18 protein-coding genes are annotated in these 18,676 nt (G+C 63.6%); 11 read left to right on the forward strand and 7 right to left on the reverse strand.

Features of this window, described 5'->3' with window-relative positions; all coding sequences use genetic code 11:
- Positions 1-16: 16 nt before the first annotated feature.
- Both DBV08_RS27415 and DBV08_RS27420 read right to left on the reverse strand, forming a co-directional pair.
- Positions 17-790 carry an SWIM zinc finger family protein gene (locus DBV08_RS27415; RefSeq protein WP_124569491.1) on the reverse strand — a complete coding sequence of 258 codons (774 nt, stop codon included), beginning with the start codon at positions 788-790 and terminating at the stop codon, positions 17-19.
- Positions 787-3,603, reverse strand: a complete 2,817-nt coding sequence (locus DBV08_RS27420; protein WP_124569492.1) for a DEAD/DEAH box helicase — start codon at positions 3,601-3,603, stop codon at positions 787-789. Before DBV08_RS27420 ends, DBV08_RS27415 begins: the two co-directional genes overlap by 4 nt.
- 92 nt (positions 3,604-3,695) lie before the next feature.
- Between DBV08_RS27420 and DBV08_RS27425 the strand changes: the two genes are divergently transcribed.
- A complete protein-coding gene (locus DBV08_RS27425) occupies positions 3,696-4,616 on the forward strand; it encodes an NADP-dependent oxidoreductase (RefSeq protein ID WP_124569493.1) in 921 nt (306 codons plus the stop codon).
- A gap of 53 nt (positions 4,617-4,669) precedes the next feature.
- Entirely contained in the window at positions 4,670-5,371 is a 702-nt protein-coding gene (locus DBV08_RS27430; RefSeq protein ID WP_124569494.1) for an HNH endonuclease family protein, read from the forward strand.
- A 1-nt stretch (position 5,372) separates the two neighbouring features.
- Here the strand turns inward: DBV08_RS27430 and DBV08_RS27435 are convergent, their stop codons facing one another.
- The gene (locus tag DBV08_RS27435; RefSeq protein ID WP_124569495.1) at positions 5,373-6,605 is read right to left on the reverse strand and encodes an amidohydrolase family protein; all 1,233 of its coding nucleotides are present in this window, start codon (positions 6,603-6,605) and stop codon (positions 5,373-5,375) included.
- Positions 6,606-6,763: 158 nt separating this feature from the next.
- Here DBV08_RS27435 and DBV08_RS27440 point away from each other — a divergent pair, with 158 nt between their 5' ends.
- Positions 6,764-7,399, forward strand: a complete 636-nt coding sequence (locus DBV08_RS27440) for a TetR/AcrR family transcriptional regulator C-terminal domain-containing protein (protein WP_124569496.1) — start codon at positions 6,764-6,766, stop codon at positions 7,397-7,399.
- Here DBV08_RS27440 and DBV08_RS27445 read toward each other — a convergent pair.
- Entirely contained in the window at positions 7,386-8,960 is a 1,575-nt protein-coding gene (locus tag DBV08_RS27445; protein WP_124569497.1) for a molybdopterin-dependent oxidoreductase, read from the reverse strand. The genes DBV08_RS27440 and DBV08_RS27445 overlap by 14 nt on opposite strands.
- Positions 8,961-9,087: 127 nt before the next feature.
- Here DBV08_RS27445 and DBV08_RS27450 point away from each other — a divergent pair, with 127 nt between their 5' ends.
- A complete protein-coding gene (locus DBV08_RS27450) occupies positions 9,088-9,906 on the forward strand; it encodes a shikimate 5-dehydrogenase (RefSeq protein ID WP_124569498.1) in 819 nt (272 codons plus the stop codon).
- Positions 9,907-9,919: 13 nt separating this feature from the next.
- Positions 9,920-10,381, forward strand: a complete 462-nt coding sequence (locus DBV08_RS27455) for a DUF6328 family protein (RefSeq protein WP_095971548.1) — start codon at positions 9,920-9,922, stop codon at positions 10,379-10,381.
- A gap of 1 nt (position 10,382) precedes the next feature.
- On the opposite strand, the gene DBV08_RS27460 is transcribed toward DBV08_RS27455, so the two are convergent.
- On the reverse strand, positions 10,383-11,219 hold the full coding sequence (locus DBV08_RS27460; protein ID WP_124569499.1) for a sulfurtransferase: 837 nt from the start codon (positions 11,217-11,219) through the stop codon (positions 10,383-10,385).
- Positions 11,220-11,241: 22 nt separating this feature from the next.
- Positions 11,242-11,865 carry a LysE family translocator gene (locus tag DBV08_RS27465; RefSeq protein WP_095971546.1) on the reverse strand — a complete coding sequence of 208 codons (624 nt, stop codon included), beginning with the start codon at positions 11,863-11,865 and terminating at the stop codon, positions 11,242-11,244.
- 102 nt (positions 11,866-11,967) lie between these two features.
- Here DBV08_RS27465 and DBV08_RS27470 point away from each other — a divergent pair, with 102 nt between their 5' ends.
- From DBV08_RS27470 to DBV08_RS27480, 3 genes are read left to right on the forward strand one after another with little or no spacing between them, the layout of a single operon-like run.
- Positions 11,968-12,441, forward strand: a complete 474-nt coding sequence (locus tag DBV08_RS27470; protein ID WP_003941284.1) for an Lrp/AsnC family transcriptional regulator — start codon at positions 11,968-11,970, stop codon at positions 12,439-12,441.
- Between the two features lie 36 nt (positions 12,442-12,477).
- Positions 12,478-13,716: a benzoate/H(+) symporter BenE family transporter gene (locus DBV08_RS27475; protein WP_124569500.1), complete on the forward strand. Its 1,239-nt coding sequence runs from the start codon at positions 12,478-12,480 to the stop codon at positions 13,714-13,716.
- Entirely contained in the window at positions 13,713-14,162 is a 450-nt protein-coding gene (locus DBV08_RS27480; RefSeq protein ID WP_124569501.1) for a thioesterase family protein, read from the forward strand. The genes DBV08_RS27475 and DBV08_RS27480 overlap by 4 nt, the downstream gene beginning before the upstream one ends.
- Here the strand turns inward: DBV08_RS27480 and DBV08_RS27485 are convergent.
- Complete coding sequence (locus tag DBV08_RS27485) at positions 14,159-15,187, reverse strand: phosphotransferase family protein (RefSeq protein ID WP_095971619.1); 1,029 nt, start codon at positions 15,185-15,187, stop codon at positions 14,159-14,161. The two genes, DBV08_RS27480 and DBV08_RS27485, sit on opposite strands and share 4 nt — an antisense overlap.
- A gap of 221 nt (positions 15,188-15,408) precedes the next feature.
- On the opposite strand from DBV08_RS27485, the gene pdhA reads away from it, so the two are divergent.
- The 3 genes from pdhA to DBV08_RS27500 are packed head-to-tail and all read left to right on the forward strand — an operon-like array spanning position 15,409 to position 18,667.
- On the forward strand, positions 15,409-16,497 hold the full coding sequence (pdhA, locus tag DBV08_RS27490) for a pyruvate dehydrogenase (acetyl-transferring) E1 component subunit alpha (RefSeq protein ID WP_124569502.1): 1,089 nt from the start codon (positions 15,409-15,411) through the stop codon (positions 16,495-16,497).
- Positions 16,494-17,471, forward strand: coding sequence for an alpha-ketoacid dehydrogenase subunit beta (locus tag DBV08_RS27495; RefSeq protein WP_124569503.1), 978 nt, complete (start codon positions 16,494-16,496; stop codon positions 17,469-17,471). The genes pdhA and DBV08_RS27495 overlap by 4 nt, the downstream gene beginning before the upstream one ends.
- The gene (locus DBV08_RS27500) at positions 17,468-18,667 is read left to right on the forward strand and encodes a dihydrolipoamide acetyltransferase family protein (RefSeq protein WP_124569504.1); all 1,200 of its coding nucleotides are present in this window, start codon (positions 17,468-17,470) and stop codon (positions 18,665-18,667) included. The genes DBV08_RS27495 and DBV08_RS27500 overlap by 4 nt, the downstream gene beginning before the upstream one ends.
- The last annotated feature ends 9 nt before the right edge of the window (positions 18,668-18,676 follow it).

Genomic DNA, 18,676 nt, shown 5'->3' on the forward strand with positions numbered 1-18,676 from the left:
CCGGAGTTGTCCGATTTCAACCGTCCAACCGTCGGTAGATGGACCGTATTTCGTCCAAGGCGACGTTCTGCTGAGCCATGTCCAATCCCAGTGCCGCAACCGCCTCGCGCAACCGCCGGATATCCAGATCGTCGATCGCCGCACGAAAAGGCACCTTCGGTAGCGCCGGCAGGGCAGCCGCGATTCCGAACCAATTCTCGACGTCCACCGCAACGGTCGACTCGTCTTCCACTCCCCCGATCAACTGCTCCAGGTCGACCCCGCGAAGTCTCAGCAACCTCAGCGGATCGGTGTCGATCCGCTCGGCGGTCAAGAACGCCACGGCCGCAGCGTGTTTGCACGGCCAACCGACATCGGGGCAGGTGCAGTCGAAGCGAAAAGCCGACGGGCCGTCCGGTATCAGTTGGGCGGCAAGCATGTCCGGGACAGTGCCGGACACCAGTGCGGCAAGGCTTCCCGGCACTCGGCGGATCTTGGTGATGATGTCGTCGATATCCGATTGATCGAGTGTGTCGATCGACAGCGTGGAAACGAACGGCTGAAGTTGGCTGCCCTGAACCTCGGCCGTCACCACTCCCGGTTCGATGTCGAGCGCCAAGACCTGACCCGAACGCGCATACGTACGCCCACGCGTGACGCGAGGTTTGTCGCCGATCTCTTCGACGACGCGGACAAAAGCCTTGCCCCAGAACGTCCTCCCGAACGCTGGACGAGGCTTGACCGGCGCGGGTGCCCGCCGCCGAGGCCCGGTGTACTCGCTGAAATCGGGACCCTTACCGCGCGGACTCATTCGCCCACCGCGTCGTCGCCGAGTCGCAACAACTCGTCCAATTGCTCGACACTCATCTCCGTCACCCAGTTCTCACCGGTCCCGACTGCAAGTTCGGCGAGTTCACTTTTACTCGCGATCATCGTGTCGATTCGCTCTTCCAAGGTTCCGACGCACACCATCTTGCGGACCTGAACGTTCTTTCTCTGACCGATGCGGAAGACACGGTCCGTCGCCTGGTTCTCCACCGCGGGGTTCCACCATCTGTCGAGGTGAACCACATGGTTGGCCGCTGTGAGATTCAGGCCCGTGCCGCCGGCCTTGAGCGAGAGCACCATGATGGGCGGGCCGTCTTCACCTTGGAACGCCTCGACCATGGCGTCGCGCCCGGCTTTCGACACTCCGCCGTGGAGGAACGGAACTTCGGTGGTGAACCGGTCTGCCAGGTACGGCACCACCAACTCGCCGAACTCACGAAACTGTGTGAACAACAGAACCTTCTCGTCGTCGCCGATGACCGACTCGACGATGTCCTCGACCAGTCCGAGCTTTCCCGAACGGTGTTGCCCGCGTCGCATCACCGGCGATCCGTCGCGCAGGAAGTGCGCCGGATGATTGCATACCTGTTTGAGTTTGGTCAGCGCAGACAAGACGGCACCCTTGCGCTTCATACCTTCCGTCCCCTTGATCTGCGCCATCATCTCGTCCACCACCGCGCGGTACAACGCGGCCTGTTCCTCACTGAGATTCGCTCGAACCGTCATCTCCAACTTCTCCGGGAGGTCCGCGATCACGGCGGGATCGGTCTTCACGCGCCGCAGCACAAAGGGGGACGTGACGGCGCGCAGTCGCGAGACGGCAAGTTGATCCTTTTCCCGCTCGATCGGTACGACAAACCGTTTGCGGAACATCTGCTCCGAGCCGAGTACACCGCGATTGGCAAAATCGAGGATGGACCGCAACTCGTCCAGTCGGTTCTCCACCGGCGTTCCGGTCAGAGCAACGCGATGATCCGCGGGGATGCTGCGAGCAGCTCTCGCCTGAGATGTCTTGGCGTTCTTGATGTGTTGAGCCTCGTCGAGCACTACGCGCCGCCAGTCGAGTTCCTTGAGGGCCGCGACGTCGCGGGTCATGAGCGCGTAGGTGGTGATCACCAGATCACTCTCACGAACAGCGTGTTCAAGCTCCGTCCCGGTAGCGCGGTCCGAACCGTGATGAACGTAGACGCGCAGGCTCGGCACAAATCGCGCCGCTTCACGCTGCCAGTTTCCCACGACCGACATCGGACACACCAAAAGTGTTGCCGTCTTGGACTTCTCGTGGGCAAGTAACGCCAACAATTGCAGCGTCTTCCCCAGCCCCATGTCGTCGGCCAAAACCGCGCCGAGACCGAGTGCACTCATGTAGGCCAACCAGTCGAGACCGCGTCGTTGATACGGACGCAAGGTCGCGTTGACCGTCGACGGCACCGCGACCTGCCGCGGTGCCACCGACTGGTCGAGTAGTGCGGAGGCCCATCCGGTCGCCTTCACTTCCTCGACCGGTAGGTCTTTGAGGTCGTCGGCGATCAAGTCCTTGATCAGATCGACAATCGCTCGATCCCCGCTCGAATGCCGCTGACTGACAAAACGAGCCGCGCGGGCCAGTACGTCTTTGTCTGCCTGCACCCACTCGCCGCGCAACTGGACCAGATCGGACTTCGCGTCGACGAGTCGGGTCATTTCCTCGGCGGTGAGCACCTTGTCTCCGAGCGCCAATTCCCAATCGTATTCCAGCAATTGATCCATACCGACCGTGCGATTCTCCGCAACGATCGGAGACGACGCCGAGGTCACCCGCACACGCAGCGAAGGAGACACCACGTTCCAGGCGCGGGGAAGCAGCAGCGTGATTCCCCGCTCTCGCAAGACAATCGCGCCGTGTCCGACCAGGTCCATCACGACCGGCGTGGGCAGCAACAGATCGAGACTGTCTTCGTCGCGCGGCACGTCGCGAAAACGTGGGTACGCCTTGATCGCCTCTTCGAGCTTCCGACTGCCGAGCTGGATGCGTTTAGGGTCGGCCCGGTGCAGTCGAACACGCTCGGGCGCTTCGCCTTCGGGACGCAGGCACACCTGCAGACGCCACAGCGCATCGTCGTCCGGATCGGAATTGTCGTCGAGTTCCGGCTCGATCAGCCGCAGAACCAGGTCCGGCTCTCCGGCGGTGAACGTGGATCCCCATTCGGCGAGTCCCTCGGCCGCTCGTACCGACACGTCGTCGAAAGGGTCCCCGGACAACACGGCCTGCCAGAGCGAGGTCTGCATCGCCGGCACCGAGCCACCGAGAACACGGCGGACGATCGGGTCCGTGAGTTCGTTGGTGATGTCTTCGATCATCGCCCTCGGCGAGCCGACGGCCCGCTGTACCGGTGGCATGGCCACGACCAGTTCACCGATCCACGCGCGCTGACGTTCCCCCACCGACAACTGCCAGCGTGGCCACCAACTTCCTTCGGCCCGCGTCAGCGCCGGCACCACCCGCCCGGCACGAACCCAACGGTCGATCCCTCGCGCCACGTGCACGAGAAAATGCAGGTCGCCCGCGATTCGCTGGTCATCAGCCTTGAACCGCAACAGGAGATCGACCGCGTCCGGCGGTGCCAACGCAACGGCTGCGTACTCACTCTGCAAAGGCCCGCCAGGCACAGGCGGCATGGGGACGTTGACACGATGACGGAACTTGCGGTGCAGGACAGCACTGACCGGATCACGGGGATCGTCGGTCCCGGCACCGTCGTGCCCGTCGACCCACAGTTTGAGCCCCGATCCCGGTGACCAGAGTCCATGCAGCATCCGACCATCCAATCAGGTGCCACCGACACCGCTGTTCGTCACCACCCTTCCGGACCGCCCTTCCGGCATGCCGGGGCAATAGGCTGGCAGGCATGACGACGGCATACGGCTTCACCGAGTACGGCGGCCCCGACACACAGTCCTACTTCGACGTCACCCTCCCACCTCCCGGTGCGGGACAACTGCTGGTGTCGGTCCGAGCTGCGGGCGTCAATCCAGCCGATTGGAAGGTTCGCGCTGGTACGCGGAAAGACACCGTGCCAGTGACGCTGCCTGCGGTTCTGGGCCGCGAAGTGTCCGGTGTCGTCATCGGAGTGGGTCCGCGGGTCACCGAGTTCGAGGTCGGCGACGAAGTGTTCGGCGCTACCGCGACCGGCTTCGGCGGCTACGCCGAGTCGACCATGCTCAACGTCTCGTCGACAGCACACAAGCCGCCTGCCGTGTCGTGGGCGGATGCCGCGGTGTTGACGGTTGCGGCGGGGACGGCCTACGACGCGCTCCACGGCCTCGGACTGAAGCCCGGGGCAACTCTCCTGCTCCTCGGCGCCGGTGGCGGCGTCGGCCGCAGCACCACCGCGCTTGCATTGGCACAGGGTGTCAACGTGATCGGTGTCGCGAGCGAGTCCAAGAGAACCGCGATCGAGGACGCGGGAGCACGCTGGGTCGAGTCGGGAGACGGATTCGCAGACAAGGTGTCCGCGCTGTCCTCAGGTGGGGTGGACGCGGTTTTCGACCTTGTCGGCGGGGACACTCTCGCTCGCGGTGCTGCGCTCACCCGACCGGGTGCGCCCATCCTGAGCATCGCCGATCCCCTGGCGGCGAGCCGACTCGGCGGCGGTCGTGTCGAACGCCGAAGGACCACAGCAGTATTCACGGAGGTCGCGGCGCTCGTGAGCGACGGGACCCTCGACCCGTCCGTGTCCGGCCGCTACCCGTTCTCCCGCGCCGGGGAGGCGCTCGCTGCAGTCGAAAACGGCCATGCCGCCGGCAAGGTGGTGATCGAGTTCGGCTGATCTCTGTCGGACGCCGATGGTTCAATCACCGTCTACGACGGGCGGGGGCACAGGTGGTTGCACGGTTAACTGCGATCCTTGCAACGCTCGTGCTCGTATGTCTCGTCGCGTCCTGCGGATGGTTCGGGAACGCGCGTCTCGATTCTGCCACGGGCAGCCCGACTCGATCGGAACTGGAGGAGCTCCTGTCCCGGACCGCGGTCGTCGACAACCGACCACATCCGGGTGGATACGAGCGCGGCTGCGGTAACGGCGAGGCCTGCGTATTCGGCCCCGCGTGGTCCGACGACCAGGACGCACCAGGTGGCCACGACGGGTGCGATACCCGCAACAACGTTCTGGCCCACGATCTATCGGACGTGGTGTTCAAACCGGGAACACGTGACTGCCTCGTATTGTCCGGCGTGATGACCGACCCGTACTCCGGTGACCGCGTCGAATTCGAACGAAGCCGGGCCAAGTCCGTCCAGATCGACCACGTCTTCCCACTCGCCGCGGCCTGGGACTTCGGCGCGAACTCCTGGACGCCCGAGCTTCGGATGAGGTTCGCGAACGACACGTCACTGAACCTGTTGGCCGTCAACGGCCCCGACAACCAGTCGAAAGGCGACAGCACGCCCAGCGACTGGTTGCCGCCCAATCCTGCGTACCGATGTTTCTACGCGGGCAAGTACTTGACCGTCGCGATTTCCTATGGCTTACCGGTCAGCCGGGCGGATCACTCGGCGTTGACAGAACTCGCCACTCGCTGTTGAGCTACCGGCCGTCCTTCACCACTCGACCGCTCTGAATGACGAGTGCGATGCGCTCACGATCAGCGAAGATGGACGGATCCGTCAACGGATTGCCGCGGAAGGCAACGAGGTCGGCGAACTTGCCGACTTCGATGGTGCCGACCTCGTCGGCGATGCCGAGAATGTCGGCGTTGATCCGGGTAGCGGAAACCAATGCGTCCATCGGGGTTTCGACCTTGGCGCGCAGGACAAGCTCCATCCCCCGGCCCGTTTGATCGGTACCGATAAGGTCCGATCCCAATCCCACTCTGACGCCGGCATTTCGAGCGGCGAGGAGTCCGTCGATCTGCCCCTGCATCATCTGGCCGATGCGCGCCGAAATCGATTCGGGTAGACCCGCTGACGCCGCGCTGTCCGAGAGCGCCTGCACCACAGCCAAGGTCGGTACCAAAGCGACGTCGTGCTCGGCCATCAACTTGGCCGTCTCGTCGTCGATGTCGGAACCGTGCTCGACGCATTTCGCGCCGGCGGTAACCGCGTTCCGGATTCCCTCGTTGTTGTGAGCGTGCACCGTGACATACGTACCGCGCGCATTGGCTTCCTCGACGGCAACTCCGATCTCGTCGACCGTGAACTGCGTGTCGGTGAGCTTGTCATGAGTGGATACCACTCCCCCGGTGACGCACAGTTTGAGGAAGTCGGCACCTCTGCGGAACGTCTCACGAACGTTCTTTCGCATTTCGTGCGGGCCGTCGGAAAGCAGAGACATACAACGCAATCCGGGGATGTCGTGATCGGACCAGTCCGAAGTCGGCTCCCACTCGGCCGCCAGGTGTCCGTGTCCGCCGGTCTGGCATTGGATCGGGCCACACTGAATGATCCGCGGCCCCGGAATCTTGCCCGAGGCGACAACTCCGGCGAGTCCACCGTCGATTCCGCCGCAGTCACGAACCGTGGTGAATCCCCCGTCGAGAGTAGACGCGCAGGTCGCGAACATGTCTGCGGCCAGTTCGGCTACCGATATCTGACGCCGCAGGCTCGGGGCGAGATCACTCGATCCACCGAGATGAACGTGTGCGTCGATCAGTCCGGGCGTGATCGTCAACCCGGTGCAGTCCAACACCTCTACCCCCTCGGGCGGCGTGCCACCGATCGCACTGATGCGTCCGCTTTCCACAGCAACAGCACAGTTCTCGATCGGTTCGGCTCCCGTACCGTCGATGATCGTTGCACCGGTCAGCCATACGACAGACATATTGAATGTTCCTCCGACGTGTACCGATCGCCGGAAGAATCCGCCGACATACCGAATAGGGTTCGGTTAGTATGATGCATGTCGGCTCCTGAAATCAAGGAGTTGTCATCAATCGATCGAGTCCGAGATTGCCGACGAATCCCTCACCAGGAGAATCGATGCCGCGCCCCACCCAGCCGATACTGTCCACGGGCAACATCACCGACGCGGCCCTGGATGCTGTCGACGCGACCGGTGACTTCACCATGCCCGGAATCGCCAAGCAATTGAACGTGACTCCGTCTTCGCTCTACACACACGTTTCGGGTCGATCCGAGATCGTCGAACTCATGCGCATCCGCGTGATGTCGTCGATCGCGGTCCCGCAACCACCCGCAGGATGGAGCGAGCGGGTCAGCGCGTGGGGGTGGGCCTATCGCCGAGCTGCGGTCGAGCATTGGCGTCTCATCCCGCTGCTCATGACGCGAAGCGTCCGCACCGAGGCGACTTTCGACATCGATACCGCACTGGTCCAAGCATTTTCGGATGGCGGGTTCGATCCGATCGACACTCGTCACGCAATTTCCACGCTGGACAGTTTGGTCCTCGGATCAGTCGTCAAGCTGTCGACGCCGGATGTCGCGTGGACTCAATCCTCGAACCCGAGCGAGATCACCCGTGAGGCCACGACCCCACTGCGAACCGACGACACCTTCGACTTCGGCCTGAGAACCCTGATCGCCGGATGGATGGCCCAGTGCGTCATCCGCCTGTATACCGAATCCAATTCGGATCTACCTGTCACTTCACCGTGAACGACCTCGTATGCCATCCCGTGGCGCCACCGGGAATCGGCGGAGTGCGCTCTTCCACCTGAATGTTCCCGTCCAAATCCGTCGCCCTGACCTGCACGGTGTGCAAACCTGAGCCTGCATCCCACATCCACGACCATTGCCGCCAGGTGTCGATCGAGTACTCCTGCGCCAGTGTCGCCGGTTGCCATTCGCCGTTGTCGACGCGAACCTCGACCTTCTCGATCCCGCGATGCTGCGCCCAGGCCGTTCCCGCCACCAACACCTGGCCCGGCTCGATCGGCGCCAAAGCGGCCGGCACCTCGATACGCGACGACGTCTTGATCGGTGCCTGCGCACCCCAACCGCGCTGGGTCCAATAGGCCTCGACCTTGTCGAAACGCGTGAGTTCCCACTCCGTCACCCACTTGGTGGCGGAGACGAAACCGTACAGGCCGGGAACCACCTGCCGAACGGGGTAACCGTGCTCGAACGGCAACGGCTCACCGTTCATCGCCACGGCGAGAATCGCGTCACGACCATCGGTGACTATCTCGACGGGAGTGCCGACTGTGAAGCCGTCGACGCTGGTCGAGAGAAGCATGTCCGCGTCGGGATGGACACCGACTTCGTCGAGCAGGTCCTTCATGGGATAACCGATCCACTTCGCGTTCCCAGCCAGGACACCACCCACCTCGTTGGAAACACACGTCAGCGTGATCACCCGCTCGATGGGCGTTCGCGCCACCAGGTCGTCGAACGACAACGTCATCTCGCGGTCGACCATGCCGTGAATCCGCAGTTCCCATGAGTCCGTCGTCAATTGCGGAACGAGGAGAGCGGTGTCGATGCGATAGAAGTCGTCGTTGGGCGTGATGTACGTCGACGCACCCGCAATCCCGATGTCCGCACCCGCCGGAATCGGCGGCGCCGGGTCAGCGGCGGTGGGCACGACAAAATCTTCACGATTCGCGACTGCTCCAGCGATTCTCTGCCCCACGAACTTCCCGGCGGCACCCGCGGCCGCAGCCACTGCCAACGCCGCACCTGCCAGCAGAAGGAACTGACGACGAGGCAACCACGAGTCGGCGACGCCCGGCGAGAGCGGCACCTCCAGTTGCGTGATCAGCAACCGCAGAGTCGCGACACCCGCCACCACACCGACCAGTGTCGGGAACACGTACATCGCATCGGCAGTCGGGCGCTGCATCGCCGCATACACACCAACCGCGCCCAGAAGAACAAGGATGACACTGCCGATCGGGCGGCGCCGCCGTTCCAACAGCCCGGCCACCGCACCGAGCAGAACGATCAAAATCGACATTCCGATGAACAGCGCCGGCTTGTCGTTGGTGCCGAAGGTGTCGATCGCGAACTCGCGAGCCCAGGCCGGGGTTCGGTCGACGGTCGTTGCCCCGACGGCGTAGAAGGGCGACGCGTCGGGGTTGATCGGCAGCGCCACCAGTTCACCGACGCCCAGGACGACAGCCGCGGCCAAGACCCCGGAGATCGCGTGAGCAGCCCATCTACGACGCGGTGGACGAGATTCGGTGCTCGGGTGCTCGTCGATGTTCTGTGTGACCATGTCGTCTCGGCTCTGTCGGTGCGAGTGGTGCTTCGATCGGATACCCGACATTCGGCGCTGCGGGACGTCCGGATGGGTGCACTCCTCCATCAAGAACTACTCCGAACTCGCGATTAGAGTGGGAACGATGACCGTCGACCTCAACAAGGACACGCTCCTGTGCATGTCGCTCTCCGGGCGACCGAGCAACATCGGCACCAGGTTTCACAATTACCTCTACGAGGAATTGGGCCTGAACTTCGTCTACAAAGCCTTCACGACCGAAGACGTACCCGCGGCGATCGGCGGCATACGAGCACTCGGGATTCGAGGCTGTGGGGTGTCGATGCCGTTCAAGGAACAGGTCATCGAGCACATCGACGTCATGCACGATTCGGCCAGCGCCATCGACTCCGTCAACACGATCGTCAACGAGTCCGGAGTGCTGCACGCCTACAACACCGACTATCAGGCGGTGGCCGATCTGCTGCGTGACAACGACGTCGATACGAGCCTGTCCGTCGCTGTCGCCGGCAGCGGCGGCATGGCAAAAGCAGTCGTCGCCGCGGTACGCGACACCGGATTCACCGACGTCACCGTAATCGCCCGCAACCAGGAAGTAGGGTCGGCGCTCGCCGAGCAGTACGGCTTCGACTGGCAGGCCGAACTCGGTCCGCTTCGTCCCGGTGTGCTGATCAATGCGACCCCGATCGGAATGTCCGGCGGTGCTGAAGCCGATGCACTGTCGTTCCCCGAAGAAGCAGTTCGCGCAGCGGAAGTAGTCTTCGACGTCGTCGCGATGCCCGCGAACACTCCTCTGATCGCGTTGGCGACCGAACTCGGGAAGACGGCGATCACGGGAGCGTCGGTCATCGCTCTTCAGGCAGCCGAGCAGTTCGTGCTCTACACCGGCGTTCGTCCGAGCGCGGAGCAGATCCAGCGAGCGTCGGAATACTCACGGACGTAGGAACCACGTCATCGTGAACGAGACCGGGGAGACTCCACCTCAACAGCTGGCGCGGAATTTCAACGAGTTGTTGCAAGAACTGCGCGTTGCACTCTCGGGTGTTCAGATCCTGTTCGCCTTCTTGCTGGCCGTGGCATTCACCGAACGCTACGAGGAGGCCTCGACGTATATCCGCGGCATCCACTTGGTGACGGTGATACTTGTGGCCGTCTCCTTCGGGTTCCTGATGGCGCCCGCGGTGTGGCATCGTATGCTCTTCCGCCGTGGGCACCGCGAGAACATCTTGCCCATCGCCAACCGATTCGCGCTGTGCGGCATAGCTTTTCTCGCCGCCTCCATGACCGGCACGGTCCTGCTGATTGCCGAGGTCGCCGTCGGCGGAGTTGCCGCAAAGATCTTGGCTGCGTGCGCCGCCATCATGTTCACAGCACTGTGGTTTCTCGTGCCGTCATTCATCGATCGCGCCAAGGGCTGACTCAGGCTCCGGTTTCGACAGCGCGAGTGCCGTCGTTCGACCACTGCGACCACGAGCCCGGAAACAGGGTCGCGTCGTACCCTGCGATCGCGAGTGCGGCAATCTCGTGCGCCGCAGTCACTCCGGATCCGCAGTACACCGCCACCCTGTCCCCGACGCCCAGGCCGGCGAACCGCTCACGCAACGCGGCCGCATCCAGGAATCGACCGTCGCCGGTGATGTTCTCTGCGGTCGGTGCGCTCACCGCACCGGGAATGTGACCCGCGACGGGATCCATCGGCTCGACCTCGCCGCGGTACCGCTCCCCGGCCCGGGCGTCGAGCAGGACACCGCCCTCGCTCGTCCAGTTGCCGACGCCGTCGATGTCGACGGTCGGCATGTTGCCTCCCGTGAAAGTCACATTGCCCGGGCTGACGGACTCGCCGATACCGGCCGCCAACGGCAGTCCCGCGGACTCCCAGGCCTGCAACCCGCCGTCGAGGAGTCGTACGTCCGAGAGTCCGGCCCACCGCAGCAGCCACCAACCGCGGGCAGCGGCGGTATTGCCGGTGGCGTCGTAGAGCACCACCGAATCACCGTCGTCGATTCCCCAACGACGCGCGGCCTCCTGCAGGTCTTCGAGTCCAGGCAGCGGGTGCCTTCCCTTGTCCGTCGACGGCGTCGAAGCCAGTTCGTCGTCGAGGTTCACGAATACCGCACCGGGAATGTGTCCGTCGCGAAAATGCTGCTCGCCGTTCGAATCACCCAGCGCCCACCGGACATCGAGCAATCGCGGCGCGGCTCCGGCCTCGATGAGAGCGGACAGTTCTTGGACGTCGATCAGCACGGGAAGTGTCATGAGCCCATCCTGACACGACCTCTCACGCAACCCCGAAGAAGGCACCGAGACCCACCAACAACACTCCAGTCACGACATCGATGCGCTTGCCGACGCCAGGACGACGCAGCTTCTTGCCGGCTCCGGCCGCCATCACCACCACGATCGCCCACCACAGTGCCGCGGCGACCACCGTCGCTCCCGCCAACATCAGTGTGCGCAGCCCTGCTCCTTCACCGGGCTCGATGAATTGTGGGAGTAGCCCGAGAAAGAACAACAACGCCTTCGGGTTCAGCAAGTTCGAGAGGAAGCCGTAACGAAACGCCGTGGTGACCGCGATCGGTTCTTTCGCTGCCGGAAGTCCCTCGTCCGAGGCTCGCGCCTTGAATGCACTTCGGATCGCGGAGATGCCGAGCCAGGTCAGATATGCCGCCCCGGCGTAAGTGAGCGCAGAGAGCAACTGCGGACGCGTCGCGACGAGTGCGGAAAGGCCCAGTGACGCGGCCGCCGTGTGAACGAAGAGCCCCGAAATCACGCCGGCCGCCACCACCGCACCGGTCCGTCGATCTGCCAGAGAATGACGCAGGATCAGGACAAAATCCGGTCCCGGCGTGAACAGGACGATGGATAGCAGGGAGCCGAAAGCAAGCCATTGACCGACACTCATCCGAAATACCTCACACCCGAGCTGATTCGAGACACATGTTCATGCCAGGAGTGTGCAACTGGATCCGGGAACTTCAAAACGACTCCGGATATAGTTCGGCAGATGACGAAGAATGAGCCTCTGGATCCGGTGGACTGGAAGATTTTGGCCGAATTGCAGAACGACGCGTCGATCACCAACAAGGTGTTAGCCGATCGTGTCGGCTTGGCGACGTCCTCGTGCCACGAGCGCGTACGACGCCTGCGTGCCAACGGAACGATCAGCGGTATCCATGCGGTTGTCGACCCGGCCGCGGTGGGCCGCTCGATGCAGGCGATCATCGCCGTGCAATTGCGACCGCACCGACGCGACCTCGTCGACCGCTTCACAGCGGACGCGCTCGCGTTGCCGGAAACCCTTGCGCTCTTCAACGTCTCGGGGCCCGAGGACTTCTTCCTCCACGTCGCGGTCCGCGACAGTGCGCATCTACAGCGAGTATTGATCGACCACCTCGCCGCGCATCCCGAAGTCTGGCACGCCCAAACGCACCTTATCTACGGCAAAGCGGTCACCTCACCCATCCGGCCGGACAGGTAAATCGCGCCCCGAGCGGGTCGGGCAGAATCACTGACCATGTCGGACTCCACAGAAACCACCGAACCGGAAGCCGTTCGTAGCAACTCGCAACCGATGAGCGCAGGCATCGTCACGGCCCTCGTCGGCTTCACCAGTTCGTTCGCGGTGGTCCTCACCGGCCTCGCCGCTGTCGGCGCGGACGCGACCGAGGCGGCGTCCGGACTGCTGGTTCTGTGTGTGACCCAAGCGTTGGGAATGCTCTGGCTCTCACGCCGGTACCGGATGCCGATCACCCTGGCCTGGTCGACGCCCGGTGCCGCTCTGCTCGCCGGCGCCGGAGCCGTCGAGGGTGGGTGGCCGGCGGCGGTCGGAGCATTCATCGTCGTCGGAATCGCGATCGTGCTGACCGGACTGTGGCCGACGCTCGGAAGGATCATCTCGGCAATCCCGACGCCCCTCGCGCAGGCGATGCTCGCCGGAGTTCTGATGCCGTTGTGCCTGGCGCCGATCATCGCCGTCCGGGACGCACCGGCAGCAGTCGCGCCGGTCATCCTGGTTTGGCTTGCGGCGCAGCGCTTCTCCAAGCGATGGGCGGTTCCGCTCGCGTTCCTCACCGCAGCGGTCGTGATCGGGATCAGCCTCGTCACGTCGGATCGAGTGCTCGACGCCGGCGCCATGATTCCCCGCATCGATCTCACCGCGCCGTCGTGGACCTGGCAGGCGATGATCGGCATTGCGATTCCGCTCTACATCGTCACGATGGCTTCGCAGAACATTCCCGGTGTGGCCGTGATGAATTCGTTCGGCTACACCGTTCCCTGGCGGCCGTCGATGATCGTGACGGGTATCGGCACCATCGTCGGCGCTCCGGCCGGTGGCCATGCGATCAACCTCGCGGCGATCAGCGCAGCCCTGGCCGCCGCCCCCACCGCACATCCGGATCCCAAACGTCGATGGATCGCTGCCTTCACCGCAGGCTGGGCCTATCTCGTTCTCGCTGCCGGCGCGGCCGCCGTGGCCGCTCTGGTAGCCGCCGCTCCAGCCGGAGTCGTGGAAACTGTTGCCGGACTGGCGCTCCTGGCAACTCTTGCCGGCGCCCTCACATCGGCGCTGAGCGAGGCGAGTGAACGTGAAGGTGCCGTGGTCACGTTTCTGATCGCCGCATCCGGGGTCGGTATCCTGGGAATCGGTTCGGCATTCTGGGCACTGTTGGTGGGACTGATCGTGCGTGCCGTCCTGCAGGGCACCACCCTGCCCTCACTCTCGCGGAAGTCGTCACTACAGTCGAAGCCGTGAGCACAGCGCAAACGCCCCCGTCGATCAGCGAGTTTCCCGTCCTCTGGCCCGTCCCGACGCGGTGGGACGACAACGATCACTACGGCCACGTCAACAACGTGACCTACTACTCGTACTTCGACACCGCGGTCAACGCCTGGCTGATGTCTTCCACCGGAGCCGACATCCGCAATCTGCCTGCCATCGGCGTCGTCGCCGAGACGTCGTGCCGGTACCTGAGCGAACTGTCGTTCCCCGAGCTGTTGCAGGTGGGTATCTCCGTCGAGAAACTCGGCACCAAGAGCATCGTCTACGCCCTGGCGATATTCCACGAGGTCGACGATGGCAATTGGGAACCCGCCGCCTCCGGACGCTTCGTCCACGTCTACGTCGACGCCGACACCCGTAAGCCGGTGGAGATCCCGGCCGCCATCAGATCGGCAGCCGGGACCTTGACCGAAAACTAGCTCAGACCGAGCTGATCTGCCGTCAAGACGGCGCGTGCAACGATTCCGTCGATCAGCGCGACCGTCGGGCCGCCGTGCTCGGCCTTGTTGCGCGGATCGTCGAGGATGCGTCGCAGCACGCCCTCGGCGATGATCGAGAGCTTCCACAGCGCGAGTACGTGCCAGTATCCGACGGCTGACACGTCGCGGCCCGTCGCCTCGACGTAGGCCGCGACCAGCTCCTCGCGGTTCGGAAAGCCCTCCAGCGTGGACGCCATGAACGGACCGGCAACTTTGTCACCGGCTTCCGGCCAGTACGCGAGCAGTGCACCGAGATCCGCGAGCGGCTCCCCCAACGTGCACAACTCCCAGTCGACGACCGCAACGATGCGACCCTCGACCGGATCGGTGATGACGTTGTTGAGGTGGAAGTCGCCGTGAACCAAGGTCACTTCGTTCTGTTCCGGAATGTTTCGGTGCAGAATCTCGGCCAACCGGTCGACGTCCGGAACATCGCGGGTCTTCGACTTCTCCCACTGCGCCGACCACCGTTTGAGCTGACGCTCAGCAAAGGGCTTTCGGCTGGCCAGATCCTCGAGGCCGGTCTCTTCGAGGTCGACCCCGTGGATGCTCGCGAGGGTTTTGGGCATCGCCAGTCCGACCGCACGACGCTCGTCCTCGGTCAACTTCTGAGCCACCGGGACGCCGTCGATCACAATGCCGTCGATATAGCTCATCAGGACCAGCGGAGCGTCCGTGATCTCCGGGTCTTCCGTGATACCGAGGATTTTGGGAACCGGAACCTTGGTTCCCTGGAGCGAGGACAGAATGCGGTGCTCACGAACGACGTCGTGCGCCGACGCCAACAACGTGCCCAGCGGAGGTCTGCGCAGTACCCACCGTCCTCCGCCCGCATCCGTCACGGAGTAGGTCAGATTCGATTGCCCGTTACCGATCCTCTCGAAAGTCAGTGGTGTCGTGGCGCCGACCCCCAGTTCGGCGATCCACGCGGAAACAGCTTCTTCGTTCAAACCGACTGCAGTCACCGCACCGATGCTAGCGGTTGACACCGGATCGGTTGGGCGTACCGACACGTTTGTTACTCGCCAGTTCTCAGTCCAGGTCTTGATACGGCAGTGAAAATACTTGCGGATTTCCCAATCAGGGGGATCCTGATGGTAGAGCGACAACTGCATACAACACATCGGGATTGTGCGGCGTACTCACGAGGCGCGCCGGGCATGAGCAGAAACCGAGGTGAGCGAAGATGATCGACAACCTCGATTATCCGGTCCAACTCATCCAACCGAACGGCGCACGAGTGTGCCGGCCCGAATTCGACCGTCTGATAACAGACATCGGGCCTGACGAACTGCTGTCGTTGTATCGCGATCTCGTCGTCAGTCGCCGAATCGACACCGAAGCTGTTGCCCTGCAGCGTCAAGGCGAAATAGGTTTGTGGGCTCCGATGCTCGGCCAGGAGGCCGCGCAGGTCGGTTCCGCGAGAGCGCTTGCCTCCGACGACTTCGCCTTCACCAGCTATCGCGAACATGCCGTCGAGTACTGCCGGGGAGTTCCCCCCGAATTGCTGACCACGATGTGGCGCGGAATCTCCCATTCCGGTTGGGATCCAGAACAATTCAACGTCACCAATCCGGCGATCGTCGTCGGCTCTCAAGGGCTGCACGCCACCGGATACGCATTGGGCGCACATCTGGACGGCGCCGAGATCGCGACGATCGCCTACTTCGGTGACGGCGCCTCGAGTCAGGGCGACATCGCCGAGGCGATGGGATTTGCTGCCAGTTTCCGTGCCGGCGTTGTCTTCTTCTGCCAGAACAATCAGTGGGCCATCAGTGAACCGGTATCCCTGCAGTCCCGCACACCCATCTCACATCGGGCGATCGGTTACGGCATCCCGGCGATTCGCGTCGACGGCAACGACGTACTCGCCGTGCTCGCAGTCACGCGCTGGGCACTCAATCGCGCACGGGAAGGCAGCGGCCCGACGTTCGTCGAGGCGATCACCTGCAGAATGGGCCCACACACGACGTCCGACGATCCGAGCAGGTACCGCGCCGATACGGATATGTCGGAGTGGAGAAACCGCGATCCGCTCGAGCGCGTGCGTCTGCTCCTGGAACAACGCGGCCTTCTCGGTGAGAAAGAACTCACTACCATCGCGGCGGCCGCCGACGACGTCGCATCTGGACTACGACGCGCAACCATCGCGCTCGCCGATCCGCCCCCGTCAGCGCTCTTCGATTACGTCTACGTCGAGGCACACCCACTGATCGACGCCGAACGTGAAGAGCATCGCGCGTATCTCGGCAGCATGGAAGGGGCGCTGTCATGACCGTCATGAATCTGGTGACCGCACTCAACACCGGCCTGCGACGCGCACTCGAAGACGATCGTCGCGTGGTGATCATGGGAGAGGACGTCGGCCGTCTCGGCGGTGTATTCCGGGTTACCGACGCCCTGCAGAAAGATTTCGGTGATACCCGGGTGATCGACATGCCGCTCGCCGAATCAGGGATTGTGGGAACGGCTTTCGGCTTGGCTCTGCGCGGGTACCGGCCGGTCTGCGAGATCCAGTTCGACGGTTTCGTCTACCCGGCTTTCGACCAGATCGTCTCGCAGGTGGCAAAGATCCACTACCGCACCCGGGGAGCCGTGACAGCGCCACTGACGATTCGGATTCCCAGTGGCGGCGGAATCGGTGCCGTGGAACATCATTCGGAGTCGCCGGAAGCCTACTTCGCTCACACCGCAGGACTGCGGGTGGTGTACCCGAGCAATCCGGTCGACGGTTTTCACATGATCCGGCAATCGATTGCCGCCGACGACCCGGTGATCTTCCTCGAACCCAAACGGCGGTACTGGGATACCGCCGAGGTGAATACCGATGCCGCGCCCGAGCTTCCGCTCCACCGCGCCCGTGTCGCCCGCTCGGGAAACGACGCGACAGTGGTCGCGTACGGATCCATGGTCGCCACCGCACTCGACGCCGCACGGATTGCCGAAGACGAAGGCCGCGATCTGGAGGTGGTGGATCTGCGTTCGCTCTCCCCCGTCGACTTCGACACGATCGAGGCGTCGGTGAACAAGACAGGCCGGCTGGTCGTCGTCCACGAGGCGCCGAAGTTTCTCGGCGTCGGCGCCGAAATCGCAGCACACGTCGCGGAACACTGCTTCTATCAGCTGGAGTCACCGATCCGTCGGGTCACCGGATTCGACATCCCCTATCCGCCTGCCAAGCTCGAGCAATTCCACCTTCCGGACGCCGATCGGATCCTCGCAGCGCTCGACCGAACGCTGGCAGCATGAGTACGACGCACGAATTCCGGTTGCCGGATCTCGGCGAGGGCCTGACGTCTGCCGACCTGGTCGAGTGGACGGTCAGGGTCGGTGACACCGTGGCACTCAATCAAGTTCTCGCCCAGGTCGAGACAGCCAAAGCTCTTGTCGAACTGCCGTCACCGTATGTCGGCGTTGTCAGCGAGCTTCTCGTCGAACCTGGCACCACGGTTCCGGTCGGTACTCCGATCATCCGTATCGAGGGTTCGGACGATTCACATGATCCACAGCCGCCGAGTGTGCTGGTCGGGTACGGACCCGCGGCCGAGAGACCGAGTCGGCGCCGGCGCAGGATCACGCCGGACTCACTATCCGCGCCGAATATCGAGCGTCGGCCCGCAACACCCTCGGCGCGGCGCGCGGCCCGCGAAGCCGGCATCGACCTGAGCGAAATCACCGGCAGCGGATTCGACGGCGCCGTCACGGCCGCTGACGTCGCAGACGTGCTTGCCGTGAAGGCGCCTTCGGATGACGCGACACGCCTGGCCTCGTCCGGCATACGGAAACAGATGGCGTCGGCGATGGTTGCCAGCGTCCGCGCTCCGCAGGCCAGCGTCTTCCTCACCGTCGATGTCACGCCTTCGATGGAACTACTCGGCAGGCTCCGTCCCTCGGACGCATTCACCGGACTTTCTCTCACTCCGCTGACTCTCGCGGCCAAGGCCTTGGTTACGGCGATCTCGTCGCACCCGACGGTGAACGCGCATTGGGACGAGACCCGCGGCGACGCCGTCGTCGACGATCACGTGAATCTCGGCATCGCCGTCGCCTCCGAACATGGGCTGTCCGTGCCCAACATCAAGAGCGCCGAGACCTTGAGCCTGGTCCAACTCGCACGCGCGGTCACCGAACTGACCGTCGCTGCCCGCGCGGGAGTGACTGATGTCCATCACTTGACCGGTGGCACCATCACGATCACCAACGTCGGAATCTTCGGCGTCGACGGGGGCGTTCCGCTCCTCAATCCGGGAGAAGCCGTCATCCTCTGTCTGGGCGCAGTGAGCGAGCGTCCCTGGGTAATCGAGCGCAAGATCGAAGCGCGGAGCGTCGCGACACTGACGTTGACGTTCGACCACCGGATACTCGATGGTGAGCAGGCCGCGAGATTCCTCTCATTTGTCGCACAGATGCTCGCGGACCCGGACCTGTTGCTGTCTCACCTGTAAAAAGGAACG

The sequence above is a fragment of the Rhodococcus sp. KBW08 genome (assembly GCF_003852455.1).
In the GTDB taxonomy this organism is placed as follows: domain Bacteria; phylum Actinomycetota; class Actinomycetes; order Mycobacteriales; family Mycobacteriaceae; genus Rhodococcus_F; species Rhodococcus_F baikonurensis.

Excerpts from the sequence above, each read along its gene's own strand:
- DBV08_RS27465 (WP_095971546.1), bottom strand. The coding sequence starts at position 11,865 with ATGAGTGTCGGTCAATGGCTTGCTTTCGGCTCCCTGCTATCCATCGTC.
- DBV08_RS27440 (WP_124569496.1), top strand. The coding sequence starts at position 6,764 with ATGCCGCGCCCCACCCAGCCGATACTGTCCACGGGCAACATCACCGAC.
- DBV08_RS27460 (WP_124569499.1), bottom strand. The coding sequence starts at position 11,219 with ATGACACTTCCCGTGCTGATCGACGTCCAAGAACTGTCCGCTCTCATC.
- DBV08_RS27420 (WP_124569492.1), bottom strand. The coding sequence starts at position 3,603 with ATGCTGCATGGACTCTGGTCACCGGGATCGGGGCTCAAACTGTGGGTC.
- DBV08_RS27425 (WP_124569493.1), top strand. The coding sequence starts at position 3,696 with ATGACGACGGCATACGGCTTCACCGAGTACGGCGGCCCCGACACACAG.
- DBV08_RS27415 (WP_124569491.1), bottom strand. The coding sequence starts at position 790 with ATGAGTCCGCGCGGTAAGGGTCCCGATTTCAGCGAGTACACCGGGCCT.
- DBV08_RS27470 (WP_003941284.1), top strand. The coding sequence starts at position 11,968 with ATGACGAAGAATGAGCCTCTGGATCCGGTGGACTGGAAGATTTTGGCC.
- DBV08_RS27500 (WP_124569504.1), top strand. The coding sequence starts at position 17,468 with ATGAGTACGACGCACGAATTCCGGTTGCCGGATCTCGGCGAGGGCCTG.
- DBV08_RS27495 (WP_124569503.1), top strand. The coding sequence starts at position 16,494 with ATGACCGTCATGAATCTGGTGACCGCACTCAACACCGGCCTGCGACGC.
- DBV08_RS27475 (WP_124569500.1), top strand. The coding sequence starts at position 12,478 with ATGTCGGACTCCACAGAAACCACCGAACCGGAAGCCGTTCGTAGCAAC.
- DBV08_RS27435 (WP_124569495.1), bottom strand. The coding sequence starts at position 6,605 with ATGTCTGTCGTATGGCTGACCGGTGCAACGATCATCGACGGTACGGGA.
- pdhA (WP_124569502.1), top strand. The coding sequence starts at position 15,409 with ATGATCGACAACCTCGATTATCCGGTCCAACTCATCCAACCGAACGGC.
- DBV08_RS27450 (WP_124569498.1), top strand. The coding sequence starts at position 9,088 with ATGACCGTCGACCTCAACAAGGACACGCTCCTGTGCATGTCGCTCTCC.
- DBV08_RS27445 (WP_124569497.1), bottom strand. The coding sequence starts at position 8,960 with ATGGTCACACAGAACATCGACGAGCACCCGAGCACCGAATCTCGTCCA.